Genomic DNA, 26959 nt, shown 5'->3' with positions numbered 1-26959 from the left:
GAGGGAACGGCCGTGGACCTGCCCACCGTCTGGTTCGTCGCGATCGCGGTGCTCTGGACCGGCTACTTCGTGCTCGAGGGCTTCGACTTCGGGGTCGGGATGCTGATGCCGGTGCTCGGCCGCGGGCGCGAGCGGGAGGCCGACCGCCGGGTGGTGATCAACGCGATCGGCCCCGTGTGGGACGGCAACGAGGTCTGGCTGATCACCGCGATCGGGGCGATGTTCGCGGCCTTCCCGGCCTGGTACGCGGGCCTGCTGTCCGGCTTCTACCTGCCGCTGCTGCTGGTCATCGTGGCACTGATCGGCCGCGGGGTGGCGTTCGAGTACCGGGGCAAGCGCGACGATCCGCGCTGGCGGGCCCGCTGGGACGCCGCCATCGTGTTCGGCAGCGCGGTGCCGGCGTTCACGTGGGGGTTCGTGTACGCCAACGTCGTGCGCGGCGTCGAGCTGGGCCCGGACGGGGTCGTGCGGTCGGGCCTCGCCGACCTGCTCAACCCGTACGCGCTGGTGGGCGGCATCACGACGCTCGCGCTGTTCGTGCTGCACGGCGCCGTGTTCCTCGCGCTCAAGACCGACGGCCCGGTCCGGCGGCGGGCCCGGGTCGCGGCGCGGGCGGCGGCACCCGCCGCGACGGCGGCGCTCTTCGCGTTCCTGATGTGGACCCAGGCCGACCACGGGTCACCCGCGACCGCCGTGGTCGCGGCGGTAGCCGTCGGCGCGCTGCTCGCCGCTGCCGCGCTGCTGGCGCGCGGCCGGGAGGGCTGGGCGTTCGTCGCCACGGCCGTCGCGATCGCGGGCACCACCGCAGCGCTCTTCGGTGCGCTGTTCCCGGCCGTGCTGCCCTCGCTGGTCGACCCGGCCTACGACCTCACGGTGGCCGGCGCCGCGTCGGCCCCCTACACGCTGGGGATCCTGAGCTGGATCGGCGCCGGGTTCCTGCCGCTGGTGGTGCTGTACCAGTCCTGGAGCTACTGGGTGTTCCGGCGCCGGGTGACCCGGGCGCACGTCTCATGAAGCCGCTCGACCCGCGCCTGGTCCGCTCCACAGCCTCGGTGCGGGTGCACCTGGCCGTCACGGTCGCGTGCGGGTTCGCCGCCACGGCGCTGATCCTGCTGCAGGCCTGGCTGCTTGCCCGGGTGGTCGCGGGCGCCACGGCGGGGGCGGCGGACGCCCTCGCCGGCACGGTCGCCGCCGTCGGGGCCGTGGCCCTCGCCCGCGCCGCCCTCACCTACGGGGCCGAGACCGCGGCGCTGCGCAGCGCCGCCCGGGTCAAGTCCGACCTGCGGCTGCGCCTGGTGGGGCACGTGGCGGCCGGGGACCCCGCGAGCACCGACGCCGGCGAGCTCGCCACCCTCGCCACCCGGGGCCTCGACGCCCTCGACGACTACGTCGCCCGCTACCTCCCCCAGCTCGTGCTCGCGGTGCTCGTGCCCTTGGCCGTCCTCGTCGTCGTGTTCCGGGCCGACTGGATCTCCGGGCTGGTCATCGCGCTGACGCTCCCCCTGATCCCGGTGTTCATGGCCCTCGTCGGGGTGCACACCGAAGCGCGCACGCGCCGGCAGTGGCACCTGCTGCAGCGGCTCGGCGGCCACTTCCTCGACGTCGTCGAGGGCCTGCCGACGCTCGCCGTGTTCCGCCGGGCGAAGGCCGAGGCCGAGCTCGTCCGGCGGGTGACCGAGGCCCATCGCGAGGCGACGATGCGCACGCTGAAGGTGGCGTTCCTGTCGGCGTTCGTGCTGGAGCTCCTCGCGACCCTCGCCGTGGCGCTGGTGGCGGTGGAGGTCGGGCTGCGCCTGCTCTACGGCCGCCTCGACCTGGAGACGGCGCTCCTGGTGCTGATCCTCGCCCCGGAGGCGTACCTACCGCTGCGCGAGGTGGGTGCCCGCTTCCACGCGAGCATGGAGGGGGTCACGGCCGCCGAGCGGGTGTTCGCCGTGCTGGAACGCCCCGCCCCGGTGACCGATGCCGGGTCCGTCCGGCCCGCGCCGCGCCCGGGGGTGCGGTTCGCCGGCGCCGGTCTCACCTATCCGGGCCGCGACGCCCCCGCCCTCGACGGCGTCGACCTCACGCTGCGCCCGGGCACGACGACGCTCGTCACCGGCCGCAGCGGCGCCGGCAAGACCAGCCTCCTCGCCCTGCTCCTGAGGTTCGCCGAGCCGACGGCGGGCCGCCTGCTCGTCACGGCGGCCGACGGCCGGGAGGTCGACCTCGCGGACGTCGATCCGGACACCTGGCGCCGCCGCATCGCCTGGCTCCCCCAGCACCCGTACCTGTTCGACGCCTCCGTGACCGACAACATCCGGCTCGGCCTCCCCGACGCCGCCGACGAAGCGGTGCGCCGGGCCGCCCGGCGGGCCGAGGCCGAGGACGTGATCCGCGCGCTCCCCGACGGCTACGCCACCCCGCTCGGCGACCGCGGGCACCGGCTGTCCGCGGGCCAGCGCCAGCGCATCGCCCTGGCGAGGGCGTTCCTGCGCCAGGAGGTGCTCGACGCGCCGATCGTGCTGCTGGACGAGCCCACCGCACACCTCGACCCGGAGCACGCCGCCGCCGTGCGGGCCGGCGTGTCCCGCCTGCTGGACGGCCGCACCGGCGTGATCGTCGCGCACGACGAGGGCTGGTCCGCCCTCGCCGACGAGGTGGTCGACCTCGACGGCGCGCTCGTCGGAGCCGGTCATGGCTGATCCGTTGCTGCGGATGGTCGCGCTCGCCCGGCCACGGGGCGCGCGCTTCGCGCTCGGGGTGCTCGCGGGGGCCGCGGCCACCGCGGCCGGCGTCACGTTGCTCGTCGTCGCGGCATGGCTCATCGCCACGGCCGCCACGTCACCGCCGCTCACGGCGCTCTCCGTGGCGATCGTCGCGACGCGGGCGCTGGGCGTCACCCGGGGCGTGGCCCGCTACCTGGAGCGCCTCGTCACGCACGACGCCGCGCTGCGGACGCTCTCCGACGTGCGGGCCCGGGTGTACGAGCGGCTGGCGCGCACCGAGCCGGTGCACCGGTTCCGTGCGGGCGACCTCGTCAGCCGGCTCGTGAGCGACACCGACGCCACCCAGGACCTGCTCGTGCGCGGCCTCACGCCGCCGCTCGCGGCGCTGGTGACCGGGGCCGGCGCGGTCGCGGTGAGCACCGCGCTGCTCGTACCCGGCGGGCTGCTGCTCGCGGCGGGCCTCGTGCTCGGTGGCGCGGCCGTGCCCCTGGCCGCCGCGGCCGCCGGGCGCGCACCGGGCAGGCGGCGCGCCGCGGGCCGAGCGGCGCTGTCCACGGCGCTCGTCGACACCCTCCACGGCGCCCCGGACCTCGTCGCCTACGGGGCCATGCCCGCCGCCCTCGCCCGCGTCGGCGCCGCCGACGCCGAGCTCACCCGTGTGGAACGCCGCGACGCCGGGCTGCTGGGCCTCGGCGCGGGCGCGTCCGCGCTGCTCGCCGGGCTCACGCTCTGGGGCACCCTGCTGCTCGGCGTCGCCGCGGTGCGGGACGGCGCGCTCGCCCCGGTGCCCCTGGCCGTGCTGGTGCTCACCGCGATCGCGGCGTTCGAGATCGTGGCGCCGCTGCCGGGTGCCGCTGCGCGGCTCGGCGCGGTGCGCGCCGCGGGCGCCCGCCTGTTCGACGTCCTCGACACCCCGCCCGCGCTGACCCGGCGGACGGCCGCCGCGCCCGCGCCGGCCGGGGACGGGCTGCGGGTGCGGGGGCTGCGCGTGCGCTACGGCCCCGGCGAGCCGTGGGCGCTCGACGGCGTCGACCTGGATGTGCCCCCGGGGCGGCGGGTCGCGGTGGTCGGCCCGAGCGGGTCGGGCAAGAGCACCCTGGCCGCGGTGCTCTTCCGTTTCCGCGACCCGGACGCCGGCACCGTGCACCTGGACGGCTCCGACGTGACGGCGCTGCCCGCCGACACCGTGCGCGCCGAGGTGACCGGGGTGCCCCAGGACCCGCACCTGTTCGCCAGCACGGTGCGCGAGAACCTGCGCCTGGCCCGGCCGGACGCCACCGACGCCGACCTGCGTGCCGTGCTGGAGCGGGTGGGGCTCGACCCTGCGCTGCTCGACAGCGAGGTGGGCACCCACGGCGCCCGGCTCTCCGGCGGGATGCGGCAGCGCCTCGCCCTGGCCCGTGCGCTCCTGGTGCCGGTGGCCGGCCGGACCGGGACGCTGCTCGTGCTCGACGAGCCGACCACCCACCTCGATCCCGGCACCCGCGACGCGGTGCTCGACGACCTGCTCTCCGCGACGGCGGGCCGCGCGCTGATCCTGATCACCCACGACCTCGCCGCGCTCGACCGGATGGACGAGGTGGTGGTGCTGGTCGGGGGGAGCGTCCGGCAACGGGGAGCACCGGCGGATCTGCGGGAACACCCGGGCTGGTACCGGCGCGCCGCTCTGGCGCAGGGGCGACCCACCACTGTCTCACCTGTCGGCGCCGAGCGGTAGGGTTTCGCCCGCCCCCGTCAGGCAGTCACTTCGAACAGTCGACATCGAGGTTCTTCTCGTGCGTTCTTCCCGTCTCCTCGCCGCGCTGCTCGCCGCAGCGGTCGTCACCGGCCTCGCCGCCTGCTCGTCGGGTCCGAGCGAGCCCACGACGGTCTCCGAGCAGACGTTGAGCGCGCTCGAGGCGGACTCCGGGTTCACCTGGGACAAGCAGCCGGTGCCGCTGGATCTCGGCGTGACGCACACCCAGGACAGCCTCGGCTCCCACGACCCCGAGGAGGCCACGGACCGGGGCAAGGAGATCCTCAGCGACGACGGTGCGATCTGGCAGAACAACCACCTGATGGGCTTCGGCACCGACAACCCGGAGCCGTCGCCGGGTGACTACGACTGGGACAGCCTCGACCAGCGCATGGAGCTCACCGAGGAGACCGGCGGCAAGGCGATGCTCACGCTGTGCTGCGCGCCCGACTGGATGAAGGGCGGCGAGGAGGACGAGACCGACTGGTCGAAGCTCGAGGACAACCCGCTGCCCGAGCACTTCGCCGACTACGCGAACCTCGCCGCCGAGGCGGTGAAGCGCTACCCGCAGGTCGACCGCGTGCTGGTCTGGAACGAGCTCAAGGGCTTCTACAACGACGCGGCCAACCGCTGGGACTACGAGGGCTACACCGACTTCTACAACCAGGTGTACACGGCCGTGAAGGCCGTGCGCCCCGACATCCAGGTCGGCGGCCCCTACGTCGTGCTCATCAGCCTCGACCCGGGCACGACCGACGCGTCCCCCCAGGTCACCGGCCCGTGGGGCGCTGCGGACCAACGCACCTTGGACGTGGTCGACTACTGGCTGCAGCACAAGGTCGGCGCCGATTTCATCGCGGTCGACGCCTCCACCAAGACCAGGAACGACACCGTCCCGTCCGTGCTCGACGGCGCCCAGAAGTACGCCGATCTGGACCGGTGGCTGAGCGAGCGCAGCAGGGCTGCGGGCGACGACCTGCCGATCTGGTGGGCGGAGTTCTACCCCGACGTGCCCGACGACGCCCAGCCGGGAGCGGCCAGCCCGGCCAGCGCCACCGCCACGCTCGCGGCCGTCGCCGCGTACGCCCGGTCGGGCGCCGCCGGCGCGCTGCTGTGGGGCCCGCAGGGCGACCCCGAACTGCACTACGCCGCACTGTGGACCGACGCCACCAAGGACGACGGCGGCCGGCCGACCCCGCTCACCGCGGCCTGGCAGTGGCTCGTGCCGCGGCTCGCGAAGGGCGACGTGGAGATCGGGCACTCCGCCACGTCACCGATGCTCGTGTTCCGCGCCCCCGACGGCGCCGTGGTGGTGAACGCGAGCGAGGAGTCGGTGCAGGTGGCACCGGACACCGAGGCGGTCGGCCCGTGGTCGATCACGGTGGTGCCCCGCAGCTCGTAGGGCGGGAGCCACCCCTCGGAGGTCGTCGTTCTGCAGGGCCGATCAAGGGCAAGACCATTTCCCCTTGATCGGCGATTCGGCGCATCCTCGGGTCGAATTCGCCCGCTTTCGCGCCGAAGCAATAATCATGCCCGCGAAGCCGGCCTCGGGCGAATGGTCGCTCAGGGCTTGCGGGCCACCCCGCCGACGATCATCTCGTCCTCCTGGGTGGCCGAGGCCATCAGCGGCCCGTCGGGCCACCAGTCCCGCAGGCGCGTGACCCCCGGCTCGACGAGGTCGAGCCCGTCGAAGAACCCCTCGATCTCCTCCCGCGGGCGGAAGGCCACGGGGTTCAGCCCGCTGCGGGCGAAGACGCCCTCGATGAACCGGGCGAGCTGGGTGCCGGGGCCGTCGTCCTCGGGGTCGCAGAAGTGCGTGAGCGCCAGGTAGGAGCCGGACGGGACCAGCTCGAGGTAGCGCTGCACGATCTCGCGCGCGTGCTGCGTGCCGGCCACGTGGTGCATGGTGCGGCTGTGGATCACGGCGACCGGCTCGTCCGGATCGAGGAACTTCTTGACCGTCTCGTGGCCGAGCACGTCGTCGGGCCGGGAGAAGTCGGCGTCGACCAGGTGGGTGAGGTCGTTCTCCGCGAGGATCGCCCGGCCGTGGGCCTGCACCACCGGGTCGTCGGCGACGTAGATGACGCGGGTGTCGGAGTTGAAGCGCTGGGCGGCCTCGTGCGTGTTCTCGTTGGTGGGCATGCCCGCGCCGACGTGCAGGATCTGCTCGATCTGCGCCGACTTCACGAGGAACCGGGTGACCCGGCCCAGCCACGCCCGCTCCTCCTGCACCACGCGGGTGAGCTGCGGCGTGACGCCGTGGATCTCGTGGACGACGGCACGGTCGGCCCCGTAGTTGTCCTTGCCCCCGAGGAAGGTGTCGTACACGCGCGCGAGGTTCGGCTTGGACGGGTCGATCCTCCGCGATGGCGGCACAGGCGGGTCATCGGGATCGAGCGGGGCGCCGGACGTCACGCCACGTACCGTAGCGGTCCCGTGCGCGCGGGGTCATCCCCCACCGGGTGACGCGAACGGGGCGCAAGGGCCTTGCTGACTTGGGAAGACCCGCCGTTCCTCAGTGCGGGAGGGGGTCGCCGCCGGGGAGGGTCAGCGTGCTCGGCGTGTTCGGCAGGATCGCGTCGATGTAGGACTTCGCCGCCGCGGTGGTGCCCACGTCCTTGCCCGCCCGTTCGGAGAGGAACCAGCGGTGCTCCAGGACCTCGTGGAAGATCTCCGCGGGCTCGAGGCGGTCGGCGAGCGACTCCGGGATGCGCGCCATCACCTTGTCGTAGACCTCGGCCCGCCACCGGTGCCCGGCCACCGTCTCCGGCACGGAGCGGCCTTCCTTCTGCTCCAGGTAGCCGCGGTAGCTGCGCAGGTCGTTCAGCAGCCTGCGGGCCTGGTTCTCGGTGACCTCCAGCCCGGTGAGGGAGTAGAGCCGGTTGCGGTGCCGGCCGGTCTCGGCCACCTGCGTGCGCACGCGCAGCCGCACCCCGTCGTCGGTGGTGATCAGTTCGATCTCGTCGACGTCGAAGCCCAGCTCGTTGATCCGGTCCACCCGGGCGGCCACGCGGTAGCGCTGCTCGTCGGGCCGCAGCAGCTCCTCGCGGGTGAGCTCGTCCCACAGCGCGTGGTAGCGGCGCGGCAGCTCGGCCGCGATCTCGACGGGGTCGACGTCGTCGGGCAGCAGGCCACCCGCCTGCAGGTCGAACAGCTCCCCGCCGACGCGCTCGGCCGCGTAGTCGATGTCGAAGCCGCGCTGCCCCGCCGTGAGCGACGGGTGCAGCTCCGCCGTCTCGGCGTCCACCAGGTACGCGGCGATGCCGCCCGCGTCCGGACGGAACAGCGTGTTCGACAGCGAGCAGTCCCCCCAGAACAGGCCGGCGAGGTGCAGCCGCACGAGGAGCTCCACCATCGCGTCGACCAGCTGGTCGGTGGGGCGCGCCGCGTGGCCGTGCGAGAACACGTACCGGTAGGACATCGAGTAGTCGAGGAACCGCGTGACGAGGATGGCGTCCTGCGGTGGGTCGTCCGGCAGGTCACCGGCGGGCGGGCGCTCCACGCACACGCCGAGCACCGACACCGCCGGCATCCCCATGGTCTCCAGGCGGCCCAGCAGCCGGTACTCGCGCCGGGCGAGGCGTTCGCCGATCTCCTTCAGCGCGTAGACGTGGCCGTCGGCCTCGACGAAGCGCACCACGTGCCGCGAGATGCCCCGGTGGGCCACCTCGAGGAGCCGGTCGTCGACCCACTCCTCGAGGGGCTCGTGCCACGGCAGCGACAGCAGCCCGGCCGCGTGCTCGGCCGGGGGCCGGAAGATGAAGCGCACGTGCGCCAGTATGGGTGAGGCCGATCAGGCCTTGGGGCCACCGGCCACGTAGAGCACCTGGCCGTTGACGAACCCGGCGCTCTCGCCGACGAAGAACGACACGGCGTTCGCGATGTCCTCCGGCTGGCCGGCCCGGGCCACCGGGATCTCCGCCGCGCGGGCGGTCACGTACGTGTCCCAGTCCTGCCCGATGCGCTCCGCCGTCGCCTTCGTCATGTCGCTCACGATGAACCCGGGCGCGATGCAGTTGGCCGTGACGCCGAACTTGCCCAGCTCGATCGCGAGGGTCTTGGTGAAGCCCTGCAGCCCGGCCTTCGCCGTGGAGTAGTTGGTCTGCCCCCGGTTGCCGAGCGCCGACGTGCTGGACAGGTTGACGATGCGGCCGAAGCGCTGCTCGACCATGTGCTTCTGCACCGTGCGCGCCATCAGGAACGAGCCGCGCAGGTGCACCCCCATGACGGTGTCCCAGTCGAGCTCGGACATCTTGAACAGCAGGTTGTCCCGCGTGACGCCGGCGTTGTTGACCAGCACCGTGGGGGCGCCGAGCTCGGCGGCGACGCGCGCGACGGCGGCCTCGACCTGCCCGGAGTCGGAGACGTCGGCACCGACGGCCAGCGCCCGCCCGCCCGCGGCCTCGATCGCGTCCACCGTGCCCTTCGCCGCGGCCTCCTCGAGGTCGATCACCGCCACCGCGAGGCCGTCGGCGGCCAGCCGCCGGGCGGTGGCCGCGCCGATCCCGCGCGCCCCTCCGGTCACGATCGCCACGCGCTGCGGGCTCTGGGTCATGTCCTGCTCTCCTGTCGTCGCACTCGATGTCGGCACCGACATCCCCGGGGAGTCTCGAACACCGCGCGCCGACGTGCCACCCGACGGTGAGCGATCTCGCGTCCTCCCGGCCGGACCCGGTGGCGTTCGTGACCTTCGCATGGCCGGCCCAGACCGTCGACGAACACCCGGTTCTCCTGGAGGCCGCTCGGCGACGAGGACCGCATGGTGCGCCCGGACATGAGCGAGTTCGGCGATCGGCACACCGACCTGCTGCTGGAGGACACCCGCAGTCGCCTCGCCGCGCGGGACGTCACCGTCGAGCTCACCCCGGCCGCCGTGCACCGGATCGCCGACGGCTACCAGCCCGACTTCGCCACGTGCGCCTGGAAGACGTCGACGGCCGCCCGGACGTGGAGACGGCGACGGAGGTCGGCCCGGTTCCGCCGATGTTTGCCGGTCACCCATCCAGGTACCCGATGAGCACGCCCCACTCCAACGAGTGAACGGCACACCACAGAGAAGGAGAGTCCGGTGGACAGCACCGTGACCGCCCTCATCGTCGTCATCGTGGTGCTCGTGCTCGCGCTCGGCGCAGCCGGCGCGATGCTGATGCAGCGTCGCCGCAGCGAGCGCATGCAGGAGCACTACGGACCGGAGTACGAGCGCAGCGTCGACCAGGCGGGGAGCCGCCGAGCGGGCGAGGCCCGACTGAGCGAACGCGAGAAGCGGCACCGCGAGCTCGACATCCGCGACCTGCGCTCCGACGAGCGCGACCGGTTCGCCACGTCGTGGGAGGGGATCCAGCGCGAGTTCGTCGACGATCCGAAGCGCGCCGTCCACGACGCGGACGTGCTGGTCCTCGACATCATGCGGACCCGCGGATACCCGGTCGGGGACCACGGCGACGACTTCGAACGCCGCGCCGAGGACATCTCGGTCGAGCACCCGGAGGTCGTGCAGCGCTACCGCGATGCCCACGCCGTGCGCGACGCCACGAAGAGCGGCGACGTCGAGACCGAGCAGCAGCGCTCCGCGGTGACCTCGTACCGGTCCCTGATCGATGCGCTGCTCCACGGCGACAGCCGGCACAACGAGACCAGCAAGGAGCGAACCGCCCGATGAGGCCCGAACAGAACCACACCGTCACCGAACGCAACTACACCGACCACGACCAGCAGTTCTCCGAGCCCGTCGGGCAGCGGACGGGCCACCCCGAGACCCGCACCGGAGACGAACCCGGTGCCCGCCCCGGGGACGGCGCGGCGCACGAGCGCCTGGTCCCCGTGGACCACGCGGAGTCGTACGGCTCGCGGTGGGATGCGGTCAAGGGCACGTTCGTCGACGAACCGCGCCAGGCGGTCGCCCAGGCCGACGAGCTGGTCGGCGAGGTCCTCGACGAGCTGGAGACGCTGTTCCGCGAACAGCGGCGCCACATCGAGCGGGGCCTCGACACCGACGAGACCTCCACCGAGGACCTGCGCATCGCGCTGGGCCGCTACCGCAGCTTCTTCGACCGCCTGCTCTCCGTCTGACCCTCGCGGTCCGACCAGAGCCCGGGACCGTCGGCCTCTCCAGCGAGGAGAGGCCGACGGTTTCGCGCTGCGAACCCGGGACGCCCACACGGTGTGCGTGTGCGCGGATCGATGGGGGCCGACGAGAGGTCATCGCCGGCCGGTGAGGCCGGGCGTGGCCCGTCGGTCACCCCCGGCCCCCGGGATCCGATCTTCTCCTGTGATCGAGGCCACCTCCCCGGTTACGGTGGTCCGCGCGGGTATCGGCGGCCTCCGGCGTCGGGGCCATGACGGAGAGGGGGCGCGATGGGGGCATTCCCGTCCGACCTGGCGATCGCGAAGAGTGCCACGCTGCAGCCGCTGGAGGAGGTCGCCGCGGGGATGGGGATCGGGCGGCACCTCGTCACGCCGTACGGCCGGGAGGTCGCGAAGATCGAGCTCGCCGCGATCGACGAGCTGGCCGACCGGCCGAGGGCCAAGTACGTGGTGGTCTCGGCGATCACCCCGACCCCGCTGGGCGAGGGCAAGACCACGACGACCGTGGGCCTGGGACAGGCGATGGCGCACATCGGCAGGCGCGCCACCGTCGCGGTCCGGCAGCCGTCGATGGGCCCGACGTTCGGCATCAAGGGCGGCGCGGCGGGCGGCGGTTACTCGCAGGTGGTGCCGATGGAGACGCTCAACCTGCACCTCACCGGCGACTTCCACGCGGTCACCGAGGCGCACAACATGCTGTCGGCGCTCCTCGACAACCACCTGTTCCAGGGCAACGCGCTCGGCATCGACCAGCACAACATCACCTGGCGCCGGGTGCTGGATGTCAACGACCGCGTCCTGCGGAACGTGATCGTCGGTCTCGGGTCCAAGACGGACGGCGTTCCCCGCCAGACCGGTTTCGACATCACCGCGGCGTCCGAGGTGATGGCGATCTTCGCGCTCGCCCGCTCGGTGCCGGAGCTGCGCGAGCGGCTCGGCCGGATCGTGGTCGCCTACACCGGCGACGGCAAGCCGGTCACGGCCGAGGACATCGGCGGCGCCGGCGCGATGGCGGTGATCATGCGCGACGCGCTGCGCCCCAACCTCCTGCAGACGCTCGAGAACACGCCCGTCCTGGTGCACGCGGGGCCGTTCGGCAACATCGCGCACGGCAACTCGTCGGTGGTCGCCGACCTGATCGGGATCCACGCGGGCGAGTTCCTGATCACCGAGGCCGGCTTCGGCGCCGACATGGGCGCCGAGCGGTTCTTCAACATCAAGTGCCGCGCGTCGGGCCTGCGGCCGGATGCCGCCGTCGTCGTCGCGACCGTGCGGGCGCTCAAGGCGCACTCCGGCCGGTTCCGGATCGTGGCCGGCAAGCCGCTCCCCGCCGAGCTGCTCGCGGAGAACCCCGACGACGTGCACGCCGGTGCCGCCAACCTGCGCAAGCAGATCGAGAACATCCGGCTGCACGGTGTCTCCCCGGTCGTGGCGATCAACGCGTTCCCGGACGACCACCCGAGCGAGCACGCCGCGATCGCCGAGATCGCCGCGTCGGTCGGCGCGCGCTCGGCGGTCTGCACCCACTTCGTCGACGGCGGGCGCGGCGCGGCCGACCTCGCGCAGGCCGTGGCCGAGGCCGCGGAGGAGCCCTCGGACTTCCGGTTCCTCTACCCCGACGAGGCCCCGCTCCGCGAGAAGATCGAGACCATCGCCCGCCGGGTCTACGGGGCCGACGGCGTCGACTACGACCTGGCCGCGGCGCGCCAGATCGACTCCTACGAGCGCAACGGGTTCGGCGACCTGCCGGTCTGCATCGCGAAGACGCACCTGTCGATCTCCTCGGACGCGTCGCTGAAGGGCGCGCCCACCGGGTGGCGCCTGCCGGTGCGGGAGGTGCGGGCGTCGGTCGGCGCCGGGTTCATCTACCCGATCTGTGGCGACATGCGCACGATGCCCGGGCTGGGCGCCGACCCCGCGGCGCACCGGATCGACATCGACGCGAACGGGGAGATCGTCAACCTGTCCTGAGCGAGGCCTCGCACACCAACTCGCGCGCTCGCACACCAACTGCAGTTGCTGTGCCGGCACCACAGTTGGTGTGCGACGAGCCGAAGCGGCTCCCCTCGGGCGCGCTCACGGGTGCACCTCCACGGGCTCGGGCACGGCCGACATCCGGGCGCGGGCGGTGACGACCTCGTCGTACACCTGCGCGGTGGCGGTGGCCACGCGTTCCCAGTCGTAGCGGGCGAGGACCCGGTCGCGGCCCGCGATCCCGTACGCGGCGCCCATGGTGGGCGAGGCGAGCACGTCCCGCAGGGCCGCGGCGAGGGCGTCGGCCTTCCGAGGGGGCACGAGCAGACCGGTGACCTGGTCGACGACGGTGTCCTGGAATCCGCCGACGGCGCTCGCCACCACCGGCCGCCCGCACGACATCGCTTCGAGCGAGGCGATGCCGAACGGCTCGTACCACGGCGCGCACACCACCGCGTCGGCCGAGCGCAGCAGCGCGGGCACGTCGGTGCGGGCCACCGGCCCGGCCAGCCGGACGCGGTCGGCCACACCGGCCCGCCGCACGCATTCCTGCAGCCGCGCGGCGTCGGGATCACCCGGGCCCTCGCCGCCGGCGATCACGAGCTCGGCGGCGGGCACGCGGCGCAACGCCTCGATCACCTCGTCCACGCCCTTGCGGCGCACGATGCGACCCAGCGATACCAGCCGCGGGCGCTCGCGACGCGGGGCGACCGGACCGTCGGGCGTGAACTGCGTCGTGTCGACCCCGCACGCGACGATCGTCATCCGGCGCCGCGGCGCACCCATCCGGGCCAGCTCGAACACCTCGTCGGTGCAGGTGGCGAGCACGCGGTCGGCCTGGCGGGCCACCGCGAGCTCGGCGCGGACGCGGCCGTCCGGGCTGGTGTCGTCGGCGCCGAGGTGGCGGCGCTTCACGCTGCCCAGCGCGTGGAAGGTCTGCACCACCGGGAACCGCTCGCGCGCGGCCGCGAGCGCGACCATGCCGGACATCCAGAAGTGGCCGTGGACGATGTCGGGCGGGTCGGCGCTCCAGGCGTCGTCGAGAACCTGGGTGAACGCGGGCAGGTGCGGCACCAGCTCGTCCTTGGGCACGTGCCGCGACGGCCCGGCCGCCACGTGGCGCACCACGACGCCGGGCCGGACGGGCACGGTGTCGGGTAGGGCGTCGTCGTCGCGGCGGGTCCACACCGTGACCTCGTGTCCCAGGGTGGCGAGCGCCGCGCTCAGCTCCAGAACGTGCACGTTCTGCCCACCGGCATCGGCACCGCCGAGCACGGCCAGCGGGCTCGCGTGCTCGGAGACCATGGCGATACGCATGCCGATCAGCTCCTTGCGTTCGTGGCGGCGGTGGCCGGTGGGCGGGCGACCGGACGGTCGGTCCCGTCCGCGAGCAGGATGTTCACGCTTTCGGTTTGGCCGACCGGGCGGCGATCGAAACGCTCTTCACCCGACCACTACTCTCCGACTCCGCGCGACTACTACGTGTGAGCGAGCCTCGCCTGCCGCTCGAACGGCGGATTCCACCCGGCGGAGCGTGCGGCGCGCCGGTCGCTCATCGGGCGACGGAATCACCGCCCGCCTAGACTTTCCCGGTGACCGCTGCCCGCGCGTTCCCCTTCATCGCCGCAGGTGGCGAGCTGGGTGCGCTGGTCCGCGAGCACGACTGGGAGGCCGGCCCGCTCGGCTCGCCGGCGACGTGGCCAGGTCCCCTCCGCGCCGCGGTGGGGATCGTGCTGGAGTCCCCGCACCCGATGTCGCTGTGGATCGGGCCGGAGCTCGTCGCCCTGTACAACGACGCCTTCGCCGCGCTCGTCGGGCGGACCCATCCCGCGGCGCTCGGCCGGCCGGCCGCCCTCGGGTTCGCCGACGGCTGGCCGGTGGTCGGTCCCGCGCTCGCCCAGGTACTGGCCGGCGGGCCGGCGATCCGCGTCGAGGACCAGCCGATGGTCCTGCGGCGCACGGACGCCGCGGAGGAGACCCACTGGGCGTTCACGCACTCACCGGTCCGCGGGGAGGACGGCGAGGTCCTCGCCGTGCTGACGACCACCACCGACAGCACCGGCCGCGTGGTGGCCGAGCGCAGGCGCGAGACGCTGCGCGCGCTGAGCGACCTCTCCCCCGTGCGCATCGCACCGGCGGGCCACGCGGTCGAGCGCGTCGCCGTCGCCGCGCTCGACGCGCTCGCGCGCAACCCGCAGGACGTCCCGTTCGCCGCCGTCCTCCGTCCGGTGCCGAACGCCGCGAGCGGCCCGGAGCTGCAGGTGGCGGCGGCCAACGGCCTCCCGTACGGGCTGCCGCCGCTGCCCGCCCCGGACGGGTCGGGTTCGGCGCTGGCGCAAGCGCTGCGCACCGGGGAGCAGGTCGTCGTCAGCGGGCTGCGGGACGGCTCGCCCGGCGCCTTCCCGGCCGCCCACGCGCTCGGGCCGCTGACTCCGGACGCCGCGGTGGTGCTGCCGCTGGGCCCGGGCGCGCCCACGGCCGTGCTCGTCCTCGGCGTCAACCCCTACCGCCCGCTCCACGACGACCAGATGGGGTTCCTCCACGCCGTCGGGCGCCACGTGTCCACGGCGCTCTCCGACGCCGGCGCACTCGACGGGGCACTCGACGCGGCCCGCCGCGACGGGGACGCGCCGTCGGGCGAGGCGCTCAGCAGCGCGCTGTTCCAGGAACGCGAGCGCTACCGCACGCTGGTCACGCAGGCGCCCGTCGGGATCTGGGTCGCCGACCGCCGCGGCACCACCACGTTCGTCAACGACCAGATCGCCCAGCTGTGGGGCCGGCCGGCCACCGAGCTCACGGGCGCGGGCTGGACCGACCAGCTGCACCCCGACGACCGGGAGGTCGCCGCGGCCGGGTGGGCCGCCGCGGTGCGGAGCGGCACGGTCTGGGAGGCGACCTACCGCATCGTCGCCGCCGACGGCGCCGTGCACGAGGTCCGGACGGCGGCCCGGCCGCTGCGCGACCCCGCGGGCGAGGTCACCGGCTTCCTCGCCACCACGGCCGACATCACCGAGGAGCGCCGGGCCGAGCAGGTGCGGCGCGACGTCGCCACCGAGCACGCGGCGCGCAAGGTCTCGGAGGCGGCCGCGGCCCGGCTGCGCGCGATGGTGCAGGGGCTCGCCGCGATCGTGTGGGAGGCCGACTGGCGCCCGGCACGCGACCCGGACGACCCCGACGGCGGCAGCCTGCGCTTCACCTTCGTCTCCGACCGGGCCGAGGAGCTGCTCGGCCACCCCGCCGCCCGCTGGTGCGACGACCCGGACTTCTGGCCGGCGATGATCCACCCCGAGGACCGGGACGCGGCGCTCACCTTCACCGGCGACCGCACCGCCGCCGGCGTCGACCACGACCTCACCTACCGGGCCGTCACGATCGACGGCCGGGTGCTGTGGCTGCACCAGGTGGTCCACGTGGTCACCGGGCCGGACGGCGTCCCGAAGGCCGCGCAGGGCCTCACCGTGGACGTCACGGAGCAGAAGCGCGCCGAACGCTCGGCCGCGCTCCTCGCCGACACGGGCCGGCTCGTGACGCAGGAGGGCAGCGCCGAGAAGCGGCTCGGCGACCTCGCGCGGCTCGTCGTGCACGAGCTCGGCGACGCCGCCGTCGTGGCCCTCGTCGGCCCGGACGGCCTCCTGCACCGCGCCGCGGTCGCCCACGACCACCCGGCCGTCGCCGATGTGCTGCGCGCGCTCACGGCGAACAGGCTGCCGCCCGCCCTCGCCGAGGCGCTCGAACCCGGGCAGCCCGTGGTCGTGCCGATCACCGAGGAGCTCATCCGGTCCACGGGAGCCGACGCCGATGCGCAGCGGCTCGCGCAGCGGGCCGGCAACGCCCTCGCCGTCCCGCTCGTCGCCGGGGACGAGGTGGCCGGCGTGCTCGCGTTCGTGAACTTCGGGCCGGGCCGCTACTACCACCACACGGAGCTCGATCTGGCCGCAGAGCTCGGCAGGCGGGCGTCGATGATGCTGACATCGGACCGCAGGCGCGCCCGGGAACGCCGGTTGCAGCAGGTGAGCGCCGACCTGGCCTCCGCCGGGAGCGTCCTGGAGGCCGCCCGGTTGCTCGTCGCGCGGCTGCCCGACTTCCTCGGCGCGTCCGCCGCGAGCGTGCACCTCGCCGACCCCGAACGCGGCCTGCGGTTCGTGCACGCCGGCGGGCACGGCGAGCCGGTGCTCGGCTCGTACTCCACGATGCGCCTCGACGACCCGGCACCGATCGCGGTGGCCGCCCGCACCGGCGAGCCGGTGTGGATCCACGACCGGGACGAGTGGGCGCGCGGCTGGCCGAAGCTGCTCGACCACGCCCTGGCGTCGGGTTCGGCGGCGCAGATGCACGCGGCCGCCGCGCTGCCGCTCACCGGCGTCGGCCGGGTCGTCGGCGCGATCGGTCTCACGTTCCCCACCGAACGCACCTTCGCCTCCGACGAACGCGACTTCATGCTCGCACTCGTCGCCCAGGCCGCGCCCGCGTTCGAGCGGGCCGCCGCCGCCGACGTACGCCGGCTGATCGCCGAGACGTTGCAGAAGAGCCTCCTGCCACCGACCCTCCCCCGCCTGCACCGGCTCCCGCTGGCGTCGCGCTACCTGCCCGGCGCGCGCGGCAGCCAGGCGGGCGGCGACTGGTACGACGTGCTGCCGCTCGACGAGGGCCGCGTCGCGATCGCGGTCGGCGACGTCGTGGGCCAGGGCGCGCGCGCCGCGGCGATCATGGGCCAGCTGCGCAGCGCCCTGTCGGGATACCTGCTCGAGGGCCACGACCCGGTCCAGGCCCTCGAACGGCTCGACCGCTTCGCCGGCCGCGTGCCCGACGCCACCGGCAGCACCGTCGCGTGTCTGGTGCTCGACCCGGAGACCGGCGCCCTCGAATGGGCCCGGGCCGGTCACCCGCCGCCCCTCGTCACCGGGCCGGAGGGCTGCCGCCACCTCGACGACGCGAGCGGCACCGTGCTGGGGGTGCGCGCCCGGCCCCCGTTCACCGCCGGGGCGGCGACGATCACGCCGGGCGAGAGCATCCTGCTCTACACCGACGGGCTCGTGGAGCGGCGTGGCGAGATCGTCGACGACGGCATCGCGCGCCTGGCCGACGTCGCCGCACGGCACCACGCCCTCGCACCGGAGGCCCTCACCGACGTGCTGCTGTCCGGCGCGCTCGACGGGACCACCGCGAACGGCGGGCCCGACCCGGTCGACGACGTCGCCCTCATCGTGGCCCGGCTGGTGCCGGCCCCACTGCGGCTCGTCCTGCCGGCCGCGGCGCCGGTGCTGCGGGAGCTGCGGGCCGCCGTCCTCGCGTGGGCGGAGGCGACCGCCATCGAGGAGGACGAGGTCTACGACCTCCAGCTCGCCGTCGGTGAGGCCGCCGCCAACGCCGTCGAGCACGCCTACCGCGGCCGCGCACCGGGCCCGATGTGGGTCGAGCTGACCCGGGATCCGGACGGCGGCATCGACGCGCACGTCCGCGACGAAGGCAGCTGGCAGCCCGTCCCGAACGAGAAGGGATACCGCGGCCGGGGCCTCGAGCTGATCCGCGACGTCAGCGGCGGGATGCGGCTGCACCACGGCCCGGAGGGCACCGACGTGCGGTTCAGGCTGGCCCCGACCGGCTCGCCGACCGACTCCCCGACCACCCCGGCCGGGCCCGCCGTGGCAACGCAGGTCGCGCCGGCTCTCCGGGGCCCCGCCGCCCTGCGGGTCGCCGGCGGCACCGAGGACGGCGGCGCGGGCACGGTCGAGGTCCGCGGCGAGCTGGACCTCGCCGGCGTGCGCGCCGTCGGCGACGAGCTGCTGGCCTGCGCCGATGCCGGCGGTACCCTCACCGTTGACCTCCGTCCCACCACCTACCTCGCCAGCGCGGGGGTCGCCCTCCTCGTGGAGGCCGACCGCCGGGTGCGCTCGGCCGGCGGGACGCTGCGCGTGCGGGTGGCCGGAGGTGATGTCGTCCGCCGCGCCCTGAACCTGACCGGGGTGGATGCCCTGCTCGAGGTGCTCGACTCCGGGGCCTGAGAGGTTCACGCCGGGCCCCGCATGGTGTCGGCGTGCGAGGGCTAGGGTAGGTCAGCATCATGGGTCGGCGATTGATCGTGATCGGCGCCTCCGCCGGTCGGGTCGAGGCGCATCGCGCGGTCGTCGCAGGCCTCCCTCCGGACCTCGCGGCGGCCGCGGTCGTGGTGCCGAGGAGACGGTCGGGCAGCACTTCCGCACCCTCGGCACCGGGCTGCCCCTCGAACAGCCGGCGCCGATGACCGGCCGGGCGGTGTGATCCTCATGATGGAGCAGGACGAGCGCGCCGACGGGCAGGTGGCGCGCTCCGACGACGGGAGCGGGGCTCGATGACGGTGGTCGCCGGGCTGTGGAGCGAGGTCGAGGAGCATCCCGACCACGACCTGCTGCGACTGCGGGGCGGGCTCTCGCCGGCCACGGTGCCGCGTGCCCGCACGGTGCTGGGGAGGGCGTTGCGCGACCGCGGCGCCGTCGTCGTCGACCTGACCGATGTCGAGCTCGTGTGGGACCCCGCCGCGGAGGTCTTCCCGGCGACGCTCACCACGGCGGGTGGCTGGCCCGTCGCCCGGCTCGTCCTCACCGGCGCCGGCGTGCACCTCACCGCCCGGTTGTGCGCGCTGGGCATCCACTGGTCCGTCCCGCTGGTCGTCGACCCCGCACAAGCGCCGGCGCATCTGCACCGCAGGCCGCAGCGGGTGAGCCGGCACCGGGACCTGCCGGGGGCGCTCGACGCGCCCGCCATGGCGCGCGCGCTGGTGCGCGAGGCGTGTGCGGACTGGTCGGCCACGTCGGCCGAGAACGCGGCCGCGCTCGTCGCGAGCGAGCTCGTGAGCAACGCCGTCCTGCACGCCCGCAGCTCGTGCCGCGTGTCCGTGGCCGTCGACGGCGCCCGGCTGCACGTCGGCGTGCGCGACTACGCGCCGGGGCCCGAGCTGCGGCCACGCCCCGTGGACAACGATCGGCCCGCCGGACGCGGCCTGCACCTCGTCGCGATGCTCGCCAGCGCATGGGGTGTGCTGCGGCACACCGACGGCAAGACCACGTGGGCGCAGATCTCGCTGCCCGCGTAGGAGGATCCTGAATCTCCGGCCGTAGCGGGCGGCGTCCAGGAGGAGCGGCCCCGCACGATGCGCGGCGCCACCGGAGGCCCACCGGCGCTCCTAGGCGTCCAGGTCCTGCAGCGCCACGGTGAGCGACTCGCGGTGGCGCAGCACCGGCCCGAGCTGGGTGATCTCGAGTACCCGCCGCACGATCGCCGGCCCGCCGGCGGTGGCGAACCGCACCCCGGCCGCCTCGGCGCGGCGGCACGCGCCCATGAGCACGACCAGCCCCGTGGACCCGCAGAAGGTCAGGCCGGACAGGTCCACCAGGAGGCAGCGCGGCGTCATCGCGACGGCGGCGGCGGCCGCGTCGCGCAGCACCTCGGCGTTCGACACGTCGATCTCGCCGCGGGGCGACAGCACGACCACCCCCGGCCGCGACTCGGCCGTCTCGATCCGCAGCAGGTCCGGGCGCGGGGCGGTCTGCGTGCGCTCGACCGGCCCGACCTGCTCGGATCCGTGGTTCATCCCGTCCCGCTCTCGTGCTGGACCTCCGGGGCCGGCCGGTCACGTGGGCGCCGCCCCGCCGGTCCAGACTGCTCCCCGGCCAACCGGCGCGCAAGTGGGTCACACCCGGACGGGTCGATCTTGGACGAGGCGGAGGTCAGGCGCCTGCGGAGCCGGTAACGCACGCAGCAGGCGCCGGCGCCGTCGTCCAGCGGACGCCCGGCGAGCCCGGTGGGCGCCGCCTCCCGATCGGGACGAGGCCGCTCCTGCATCGAGGGTCCCGGACGCACACGGCGAGCCGTACGGCGAGAATCGAGGGCAATGGGATCACGGACGACATGAGGTCGTGGAGAACTCGGGCCGGGGTGCGCTGGACGCTCCTGATCGTGCTCACCGTCGGCGGAACCGCTGCGATGGCGACGCTCGGTGTGCCGTCCCCGGCGCTCTTCGCCGGCTTGCTGGTCGCCACCGCCCTCGCGCTCGGCGGGATGCCGGTACCGGTCCCGCGGCCGGTGAGCGGGTCGGCGCAGGCCGTCATCGGCGTGGTCATCGGCGTGCTCGCGCAGCCCGGCACGCTCGCCGGCCTGGCCGGCCAGTGGGTGCCGGTGCTGCTCGTCTGCCTCGCGACGCTCGCGGTCAGCATGGCCGCGGGGCTGCTCCTGGGGCTGCGGCGCGGCGTCTCGCCGCTCACCGGGATGCTGGCCCTCACCGCGGGCGGAGCGTCGGGACTGGTGGCGGTGAGCCGCGAGCTCGGCGGCGACGACCGCACCGTCGCGGTCGTCCAGTACCTGCGCGTGGGGATGGTCACGGCCACGATGCCGGTGGTGGCGGCGGTGGGCTTCGGCGCGGCCGCGGGCGGCTCCGCCCCCGAGACGAACGGGCCCGCGTCCCTCGTCGTCGACGTCGCGCACCTCGTCGTCTGCGCGGTGGCCGGCACGGTGCTGGCGCGGGTCGCCCGGGTGCCGGCCGCGGCGCTGCTCGGCCCGATGACCCTGGCCATCGTCGTGAACCTCGCCGGCTGGTCGTTCGGCGCCACGCCGCCCGAGGTGCTGGTCGAGCTCGCGTACGCGGTGATCGGGTGGCAGGCCGGGGCCCGCTTCACCCGGGAGAGCCTGCGCGCGGTGCTCGGCGCGCTCGTCCCGGCCACCGCACTCGTCGTGGGCGTGATCGTCGCCTGCGCGGGCCTGGGCCTCGTGCTGTCCGCCGTCACCGGCACCAGCGCGCTGGACGGCTACCTCGCCACCACCCCGGGCGGCGTCTACGCCGTGCTGGCCACGGCGGTCTCGGCCGGCACGGACGTCACCTTCGTCATGGCGGTGCAGGTGCTGCGCGTGATCATGATGCTGCTGGTGACGCCCGCCATCGCCCGGCTCGCCGGCCGCCCCGACCCATGAGACATCACCCGTTCGGCGGAATTGACGAGTGCGGCGAGGTGTGCCGGGTAACCGGCGCCCGGAGCGAGAGATCGGAGGACCCGATGGGCCGCCACGAGAAGAAGGTGGATCACAAGCTCGAGGAGCTCGGGGGCAAGGCCAAGGAGGCGGTCGGCCGCGCCACCGACGACGAGGAGCTCGAGGCGCAGGGCCAACTCGACAAGACGAAGGGCAACCTGAAGCAGGCGGGTGACAAGGTCAAGGACGCCTTCCGGCGCTGACCACCCCGCCCCGGGCCCCGGCCGACCCCCGACCGGCCGGGGCCCATCCCAGCCGGCGGAGCGAACGGCACTCTGACACCAGGTGCGAGCGAACGCGCCGGTCAGCCCGTTCCCAGGCGCGCTCCGCGGACGGCGGCCAGCCGGGCGCGGGCCCGCGCGACGTCGGCCGGGTCGCCGCTCTCCATCAGCTGCACCGCCTCGTCGATCGCGCCGCGCAGCACCACGACCTCCCCGGCCCGGTCCGCGAGCTGGGTGTGGGTGGCCCAGAGGTCGACGAACACGGCAACCTTCGAGCGCAACACCCACGGGTCGAAGGGCTTGGTGATGTAGTCGACGGCCCCGGCCTGGTAGCCGCGGAACGCGAGGTGCGGGTCGTAGTCGACGGCCGTGAGGAACAGGATCGGGATGTGGCGGGTGCGCTCGCGCTGCTTGACGTGCCCCGCGGTCTCGAAGCCGTCCATCCCCGGCATGTGCGCGTCGAGCAGGATCACGGCGTAGTCCTCGACGAGCAGCCGCTTCAGGGCGTCCTCACCGCTCGTGACGGCCACCAGCTCGATCGGCAGCCCCTCGAGGATGGCCTGCAGCGCCAGCAGGTTCTCCCGGCGGTCGTCGACCGCGAGCACGCGCGCGGTCTGGCGGATCACCGTCCACCACCGGTTGCCCCGATCCCGGTGCTCAGCCCGCCCACGCCGGCGGTGCTCGCCCGGCCGCGGCGCGGGATGACCCACGACGCCATCAGCGCGAGCAGCTCGTCGAGGTCCACCGGTTTCGTGACGTAGTCGGTGGCGCCCGCCGCGAGGCTCGACTCCCGGTCGCCCGGCATCGCCTTGGCCGTGAGGAACACGATCGGCAGATCGCGGCCCTGCGGGAGCTTGCGGATGCGCCGCGTGCTCTCGTTGCCGTCGAGGTCGGGCATCATCGCGTCCATCAGCACCACGTCGACCTCGGGGTGCTCGGTGAGGAGGCGGATTCCCTCCGTGCCGTTGTCGGCGTAGATCACCGTGAGCCCGTGCAGCTCGAGCGCGCTGGTGAGCGCGAACACGTTCCGGACGTCGTCGTCGACGATCAGGACGGTGACACCGGCCAGCTCCGGCGCGGGGCGCACCCCGGCCGGCCCGCCGGGGCCCGTGCGCAGGATCGGGTTCGGGGACGCGGCCGGGCGCGGCGGTTCCCGGGTCGGTTCCGGAAGAGCGAGCGCCGGGATCGGGGGCCGCGGGGTCATCCGGGCGGCCGCAGCCGTGACCGGCGGCAGCTCGTCGGGCAGCAGGAGCGTGAACACCGACCCCTCACCGGGCTGCGAGGTGACCTCGATCTTCCCGCCGAGCATCGCCGCCAGCTCCTTGGAGATCGACAGTCCCAACCCGGTGCCACCGTACTTGCGGCTCGTGGTGCCGTCGGCCTGCTGGAACGCCTCGAAGATCATCTCCAGCTTCTCGCCCGGGATCCCGATGCCCGTGTCACCGACACCGAAGGCGATCACGGTGCGGGCCGAGTCCAGTGCGGGGACACCGTGCAAGGTGCCCGACGGCACGGCCGAGACGCTGAAGCTGACGTGCCCGGAGTCGGTGAACTTCACGGCGTTGGCGAGCAGGTTGCGCAGGACCTGCTGGAGCCGCTGCTCGTCGGTCGTGATGGCCGCGGGCAGGTCGTCGGAGGCGTCGACCCGCAGCTCGAGGCCCTTCTCCTCGGCCTGCGGGCGGAACGCCTGCTCGACCGACGAACGCACCCGGCCGAGGTCCACCGGCGCCGGATCGACGTCCACCCGGCCCGCCTCGATCTTCGAAAGGTCCAGGATGTCGTCGATCAGCCGCAACAGGTCCGAGCCCGCGCTGTGGATCGTGGCGGCGAACTCGATCTGCTTCTCGGTGAGGTTGTGGTTCGGGTTGTCGGCGAGCAGCCGGGCGAGCAGCAGCAACGAGTTGAGCGGTGTGCGCAGCTCGTGGCTCATGTTCGCCAGGAACTCCGACTTGTACTGGCTCGCGAGCGCCAGCTGCTGCGCCTTCTCCTCCACGCCGCGCCGCGCCGTGTCGATCTCCATGTTCTTGATCTCGACGTTGCGGTTCTGCTGGGACAGCTGTTCGGCCTTCTCCTCCAGCTCGGCGTTGGCCCGCTGCAGCTCGGCCGACTGGTCCTGCAGCTCCATGGCGAGGACCTGGGACTGCGACAGCAGCTCCTCGGTGCGCCGGTTCGCCCGGATCGTGGTGATCGCGACGCCGATCGTGACGACGAGGCGTTCCAGGAACGTCAGGTGCAGCGGCGAGAACGGGGTGACCGACCCGAGCTCGATCACCCCGAGGCACTCGCCCTCGAACTGCACCGGGAGCACCACCACCGCGCGGGGTGACGCGGCACCGACGGCCGAGCGGATCGGCAGGTAGCCCTGCGGCACGTCCTCGACCAGCACGATCCGGCGGGTGGCGGCCGCCTGCCCGACGAGCCCCTCCCCCGGCCCGAACGACAGCGGCGGTTCCCCGGCCGTCATCGCGTAGCCGCCGGTCATGACCCAGCGGTCCGGGTCGCCGCCGGAGATGATCGAGGGCTCCGCTGCCAGGAAGACCGCACCCACCTGGCCGTTCACCAACGGCGCGACCTCGTTCATGATCATCTGGCAGACCTCGTTCAGGTCGCGCTGCCCCTGGAGGAGCCCGCCGATCCGCACGAGGTTCGAGTCGAGCCAGCCCTGCTCGGCGTTCTGCTGGGTGGTCTCGCGCAGGGTGGCGATCATCTGGTTGATCGTGTCCTTGAGGTCCGCGACCTCGCCGCGGGCCGCCACCGTGATCTGCTGGGTCAGGTCGCCGCTCGCCACCGAGGTGGACACGGCCGAGATCGCCCGCAGCTGCGTGGTGAGGGTGGCCGCCAGCTGGTTCACGTTCTCCGTGAGGTCGCGCCAGGTGCCCGAGACGCCGCGCACCTGGGCCAGCACGCCGAGCTTGCCCTCCGTGCCCACGTCGCGGGCCACGCGCGAGACCTCGTCGGCGAACGACGACAGCTGGTCGACCATCGTGTTGACGGTCAGCTTGAGGTCGAGGATCTCGCCGCGGGCGTCCACGGTGATCTTCTGGCTCAGGTCGCCGCGGGCCACCGCCGTGGTGACCTGGGCGATGTTGCGCACCTGCGCGGTGAGGTTGCCCGCCAGCTGGTTCACGTTCTCCGTGAGGTCGCGCCACGTGCCCGCGACGCCCTTCACCGTGGCCTGGCCACCGAGCTTGCCCTCGGTGCCCACCTCGCGCGCCACGCGCGTGACCTCGTCCGCGAAGCTGGACAGCTGATCGACCATCGTGTTGACGGTCGACTTGAGCTCCAGGATCTCGCCGCGCGCATCGACCGTGATCTTCTGCGACAGGTCGCCCTGCGCCACCGCCGTGGTGACCTGGGCGATGTTGCGCACCTGCGCGGTGAGGTTGCCCGCCAGCTGGTTCACGTTCTCCGTGAGGTCGCGCCACGTGCCCGCGACGCCCTTCACCTCCGCCTGCCCGCCGAGCTTGCCCTCGGTGCCCACCTCGCGCGCCACGCGCGTGACCTCGTCCGCGAAGCTGGACAGCTGATCGACCATCGTGTTGACCGTCGACTTGAGCTCCAGGATCTCGCCCCGCGCGTCCACGGTGATCTTCTGGCTCAGGTCACCGCCCGCCACCGCCGTGGTGACCTGCGCGATGTTGCGCACCTGCCCGGTCAGGTTCGACGCCATGTAGTTGACGTTGTCGGTGAGGTCGCGCCACGTGCCCGCGACCCCGCCCACCGTGGCCTGGCCACCCAGCTTGCCCTCGGTGCCCACCTCGCGCGCCACGCGCGTGACCTCGTCCGCGAAGCTGGACAGCTGATCGACCATCGTGTTGACCGTCGACTTCAGCTCCAGGATCTCGCCGCGGGCGTCCACCGTGATCTTCTGCGACAGGTCGCCGCGCGCCACCGCCGTGGTGACCTGCGCGATGTTGCGCACCTGCGCCGTCAGGTTGCCCGCCAGCTCGTTCACGTTCTCGGTGAGATGGCGCCACGTGCCCGACACGTTGGGCACCGCGGCCTGCCCGCCGAGCTTGCCCTCGATACCGACCTCGCGCGCCACACGCGTGACCTCGTCCGCGAAGCTCGACAGCTGGTCCACCATCGTGTTGACCGTCGACTTCAGCTCCAGGATCTCGCCCCGCGCGTCCACCGTGATCTTCTGCGAGAGGTCGCCCTGCGCCACCGCCGTGGCAACCGACGCGATCCCGCGCACCTGGTCGGTGAGGTTGGCCGCCATCAGGTTCACCGCGTCGGTGAGGTTCTTCCACGTGCCGGCGACGTTCGGCACGGCGGCCTGCCCACCGAGTCGCCCGTCCGTGCCCACCTCCACCGCGACCCGGGTGACCTCGTCGGCGAACAGGCGCAGCGTGTCGGTCAGCGAGTTGATGGTCTCGGCGAGCTCGGCCACCTCACCCCGGGCGCTCACCGTGATCTTGCGGGACAGGTCGCCCTGGGCGATCGCCGTGGCCGCCGTGGAGATCGAGCGCACCTGGTTGGTCAGGTTGCTCGCCATCGTGTTCACCGAGTCGGTGAGCGCGCGCCAGGTGCCCGCGACCCCGCGGACGTCGGCCTGCCCGCCGAGCATGCCCTCGGTGCCCACCTCCTGCGCCACGCGCGTGACCTCGTCCGCGAACGAGGACAGCTGGTCGACCATCGTGTTCACGGTGCGGCCGATCCGGCGGAACTCGCCCCGCAGCGGCCTGCCCTCGATCTCGAGGGTCATGTGCTGGGACAGGTCGCCCTCCGCGACCGCCTCGATCACGCGGGCGATCTCGGCGGTGGGCGTCACGAGGTCGTCGATCAGCGCGTTGACCGCCTGCACGCCGTGGGCCCAGGCGCCGTCGTACGCCTCCTCGTTCAGCCGCTCGGACATCCGGCCCTCCCGGCCGACCGTCCGGCTGATCCGCAGGATGTCGCGGTTGCGGCGTTCCAGGAGCGCCACGAGGTCGTTGACCTGGTCGACCAGCTCACCGGGGGAACCGGCCCGCCGCGGCATCCGGACGTCGAACCGTCCGCGCCGCACCTGGTGCAGGACCTCGGCGAGCTCCTGCAGGAGCGCCGACTCGTGGACCGTCTCCGGTACCGGCGCCTGTGCACGCGCGGACGGGTCGGCGCCCGTCGGCTCGATGCTCTGGCGCGGGGTGGTGGTCATCTCGGCCGTTCCTCCACTGCTCGGTCCGGCGACCTGGAACAGGCGCGCGCCGTATCCACGAGGGGCCGGAGCACCGGCGCGGCCGCCGCAGCCCTCGACCCTA

At 73.9% G+C, this 26959-nt stretch carries 19 protein-coding genes; 12 read left to right on the top strand and 7 right to left on the bottom strand.

Going from position 1 to position 26959, the window contains the following annotated elements:
• The first annotated feature begins 12 nt into the window (after window positions 1–12).
• From cydB to ACU436_RS13770, 4 genes are read left to right on the top strand one after another with little or no spacing between them, the layout of a single operon-like run.
• The gene (cydB, locus tag ACU436_RS13785) at window positions 13–1014 is read left to right on the top strand and encodes a cytochrome d ubiquinol oxidase subunit II (RefSeq protein ID WP_459025177.1); all 1002 of its coding nucleotides are present in this window, start codon (window positions 13–15) and stop codon (window positions 1012–1014) included.
• Complete coding sequence (gene cydD / locus ACU436_RS13780) at window positions 1011–2684, top strand: thiol reductant ABC exporter subunit CydD (RefSeq protein WP_459025175.1); 1674 nt, start codon at window positions 1011–1013, stop codon at window positions 2682–2684. The genes cydB and cydD overlap by 4 nt, the downstream gene beginning before the upstream one ends.
• The gene (gene cydC / locus ACU436_RS13775) at window positions 2677–4425 is read left to right on the top strand and encodes a thiol reductant ABC exporter subunit CydC (protein WP_459025173.1); all 1749 of its coding nucleotides are present in this window, start codon (window positions 2677–2679) and stop codon (window positions 4423–4425) included. Before cydD ends, cydC begins: the two co-directional genes overlap by 8 nt.
• A gap of 58 nt (window positions 4426–4483) precedes the next feature.
• Window positions 4484–5845 carry a hypothetical protein gene (locus ACU436_RS13770; RefSeq protein ID WP_459025171.1) on the top strand — a complete coding sequence of 454 codons (1362 nt, stop codon included), beginning with the start codon at window positions 4484–4486 and terminating at the stop codon, window positions 5843–5845.
• A gap of 161 nt (window positions 5846–6006) precedes the next feature.
• On the opposite strand, the gene ACU436_RS13765 is transcribed toward ACU436_RS13770, so the two are convergent.
• From ACU436_RS13765 to fabG, 3 genes are all read right to left on the bottom strand, one after another.
• A complete protein-coding gene (locus ACU436_RS13765) occupies window positions 6007–6819 on the bottom strand; it encodes an SAM-dependent methyltransferase (RefSeq protein ID WP_459025697.1) in 813 nt (270 codons plus the stop codon).
• A 139-nt stretch (window positions 6820–6958) separates the two neighbouring features.
• Window positions 6959–8212 (bottom strand): DUF4032 domain-containing protein, encoded by a 1254-nt coding sequence (locus tag ACU436_RS13760; RefSeq protein ID WP_459025169.1) that lies wholly within the window; start codon window positions 8210–8212, stop codon window positions 6959–6961.
• A 24-nt stretch (window positions 8213–8236) separates the two neighbouring features.
• On the bottom strand, window positions 8237–8998 hold the full coding sequence (gene fabG, locus ACU436_RS13755) for a 3-oxoacyl-ACP reductase FabG (RefSeq protein ID WP_459025167.1): 762 nt from the start codon (window positions 8996–8998) through the stop codon (window positions 8237–8239).
• 204 nt (window positions 8999–9202) lie between these two features.
• Between fabG and ACU436_RS13750 the strand changes: the two genes are divergently transcribed.
• The 4 genes from ACU436_RS13750 to ACU436_RS13735 all read left to right on the top strand — a co-directional run bounded on the left by ACU436_RS13750 (window position 9203) and on the right by ACU436_RS13735 (window position 12498).
• A complete protein-coding gene (locus ACU436_RS13750; protein WP_459025164.1) occupies window positions 9203–9460 on the top strand; it encodes a hypothetical protein in 258 nt (85 codons plus the stop codon).
• A 51-nt stretch (window positions 9461–9511) separates the two neighbouring features.
• Entirely contained in the window at window positions 9512–10102 is a 591-nt protein-coding gene (locus tag ACU436_RS13745) for a hypothetical protein (RefSeq protein WP_459025162.1), read from the top strand.
• Window positions 10099–10512 carry a hypothetical protein gene (locus ACU436_RS13740; RefSeq protein WP_459025160.1) on the top strand — a complete coding sequence of 138 codons (414 nt, stop codon included), beginning with the start codon at window positions 10099–10101 and terminating at the stop codon, window positions 10510–10512. The genes ACU436_RS13745 and ACU436_RS13740 overlap by 4 nt, the downstream gene beginning before the upstream one ends.
• A 285-nt stretch (window positions 10513–10797) precedes the next feature.
• The gene (locus tag ACU436_RS13735) at window positions 10798–12498 is read left to right on the top strand and encodes a formate--tetrahydrofolate ligase (RefSeq protein WP_459025158.1); all 1701 of its coding nucleotides are present in this window, start codon (window positions 10798–10800) and stop codon (window positions 12496–12498) included.
• Window positions 12499–12603: 105 nt separating this feature from the next.
• On the opposite strand, the gene ACU436_RS13730 is transcribed toward ACU436_RS13735, so the two are convergent.
• Window positions 12604–13818, bottom strand: coding sequence for a glycosyltransferase (locus ACU436_RS13730; protein WP_459025156.1), 1215 nt, complete (start codon window positions 13816–13818; stop codon window positions 12604–12606).
• A gap of 275 nt (window positions 13819–14093) precedes the next feature.
• Between ACU436_RS13730 and ACU436_RS13725 the strand changes: the two genes are divergently transcribed.
• Together ACU436_RS13725 and ACU436_RS13720 are read left to right on the top strand one after the other, a co-directional pair.
• Window positions 14094–18503, top strand: a complete 4410-nt coding sequence (locus ACU436_RS13725; protein ID WP_459025154.1) for a SpoIIE family protein phosphatase — start codon at window positions 14094–14096, stop codon at window positions 18501–18503.
• 326 nt (window positions 18504–18829) lie between these two features.
• Complete coding sequence (locus tag ACU436_RS13720; protein WP_459025152.1) at window positions 18830–19570, top strand: ATP-binding protein; 741 nt, start codon at window positions 18830–18832, stop codon at window positions 19568–19570.
• Window positions 19571–19660: 90 nt separating this feature from the next.
• Here the strand turns inward: ACU436_RS13720 and ACU436_RS13715 are convergent, their stop codons facing one another.
• The gene (locus ACU436_RS13715; RefSeq protein WP_459025151.1) at window positions 19661–20068 is read right to left on the bottom strand and encodes an STAS domain-containing protein; all 408 of its coding nucleotides are present in this window, start codon (window positions 20066–20068) and stop codon (window positions 19661–19663) included.
• A gap of 344 nt (window positions 20069–20412) precedes the next feature.
• On the opposite strand from ACU436_RS13715, the gene ACU436_RS13710 reads away from it, so the two are divergent.
• Together ACU436_RS13710 and ACU436_RS13705 are read left to right on the top strand one after the other, a co-directional pair.
• A complete protein-coding gene (locus ACU436_RS13710) occupies window positions 20413–21441 on the top strand; it encodes an AbrB family transcriptional regulator (RefSeq protein WP_459025149.1) in 1029 nt (342 codons plus the stop codon).
• Between the two features lie 83 nt (window positions 21442–21524).
• Window positions 21525–21701 carry a CsbD family protein gene (locus ACU436_RS13705; RefSeq protein ID WP_459025147.1) on the top strand — a complete coding sequence of 59 codons (177 nt, stop codon included), beginning with the start codon at window positions 21525–21527 and terminating at the stop codon, window positions 21699–21701.
• A 101-nt stretch (window positions 21702–21802) separates the two neighbouring features.
• On the opposite strand, the gene ACU436_RS13700 is transcribed toward ACU436_RS13705, so the two are convergent.
• Together ACU436_RS13700 and ACU436_RS13695 are read right to left on the bottom strand one after the other, a co-directional pair.
• Window positions 21803–22345 (bottom strand): response regulator, encoded by a 543-nt coding sequence (locus tag ACU436_RS13700; RefSeq protein ID WP_459025145.1) that lies wholly within the window; start codon window positions 22343–22345, stop codon window positions 21803–21805.
• Window positions 22342–26856 carry a HAMP domain-containing protein gene (locus ACU436_RS13695; protein ID WP_459025144.1) on the bottom strand — a complete coding sequence of 1505 codons (4515 nt, stop codon included), beginning with the start codon at window positions 26854–26856 and terminating at the stop codon, window positions 22342–22344. The genes ACU436_RS13700 and ACU436_RS13695 overlap by 4 nt, the downstream gene beginning before the upstream one ends.
• Window positions 26857–26959 lie beyond the last annotated feature (103 nt).

It is taken from the genome of Pseudonocardia wallangbongensis (assembly GCF_054486945.1).
The sequence above is the reverse complement of the archived record's forward strand: the minus strand, read 5'-3'. Positions and strand labels throughout refer to the sequence as shown.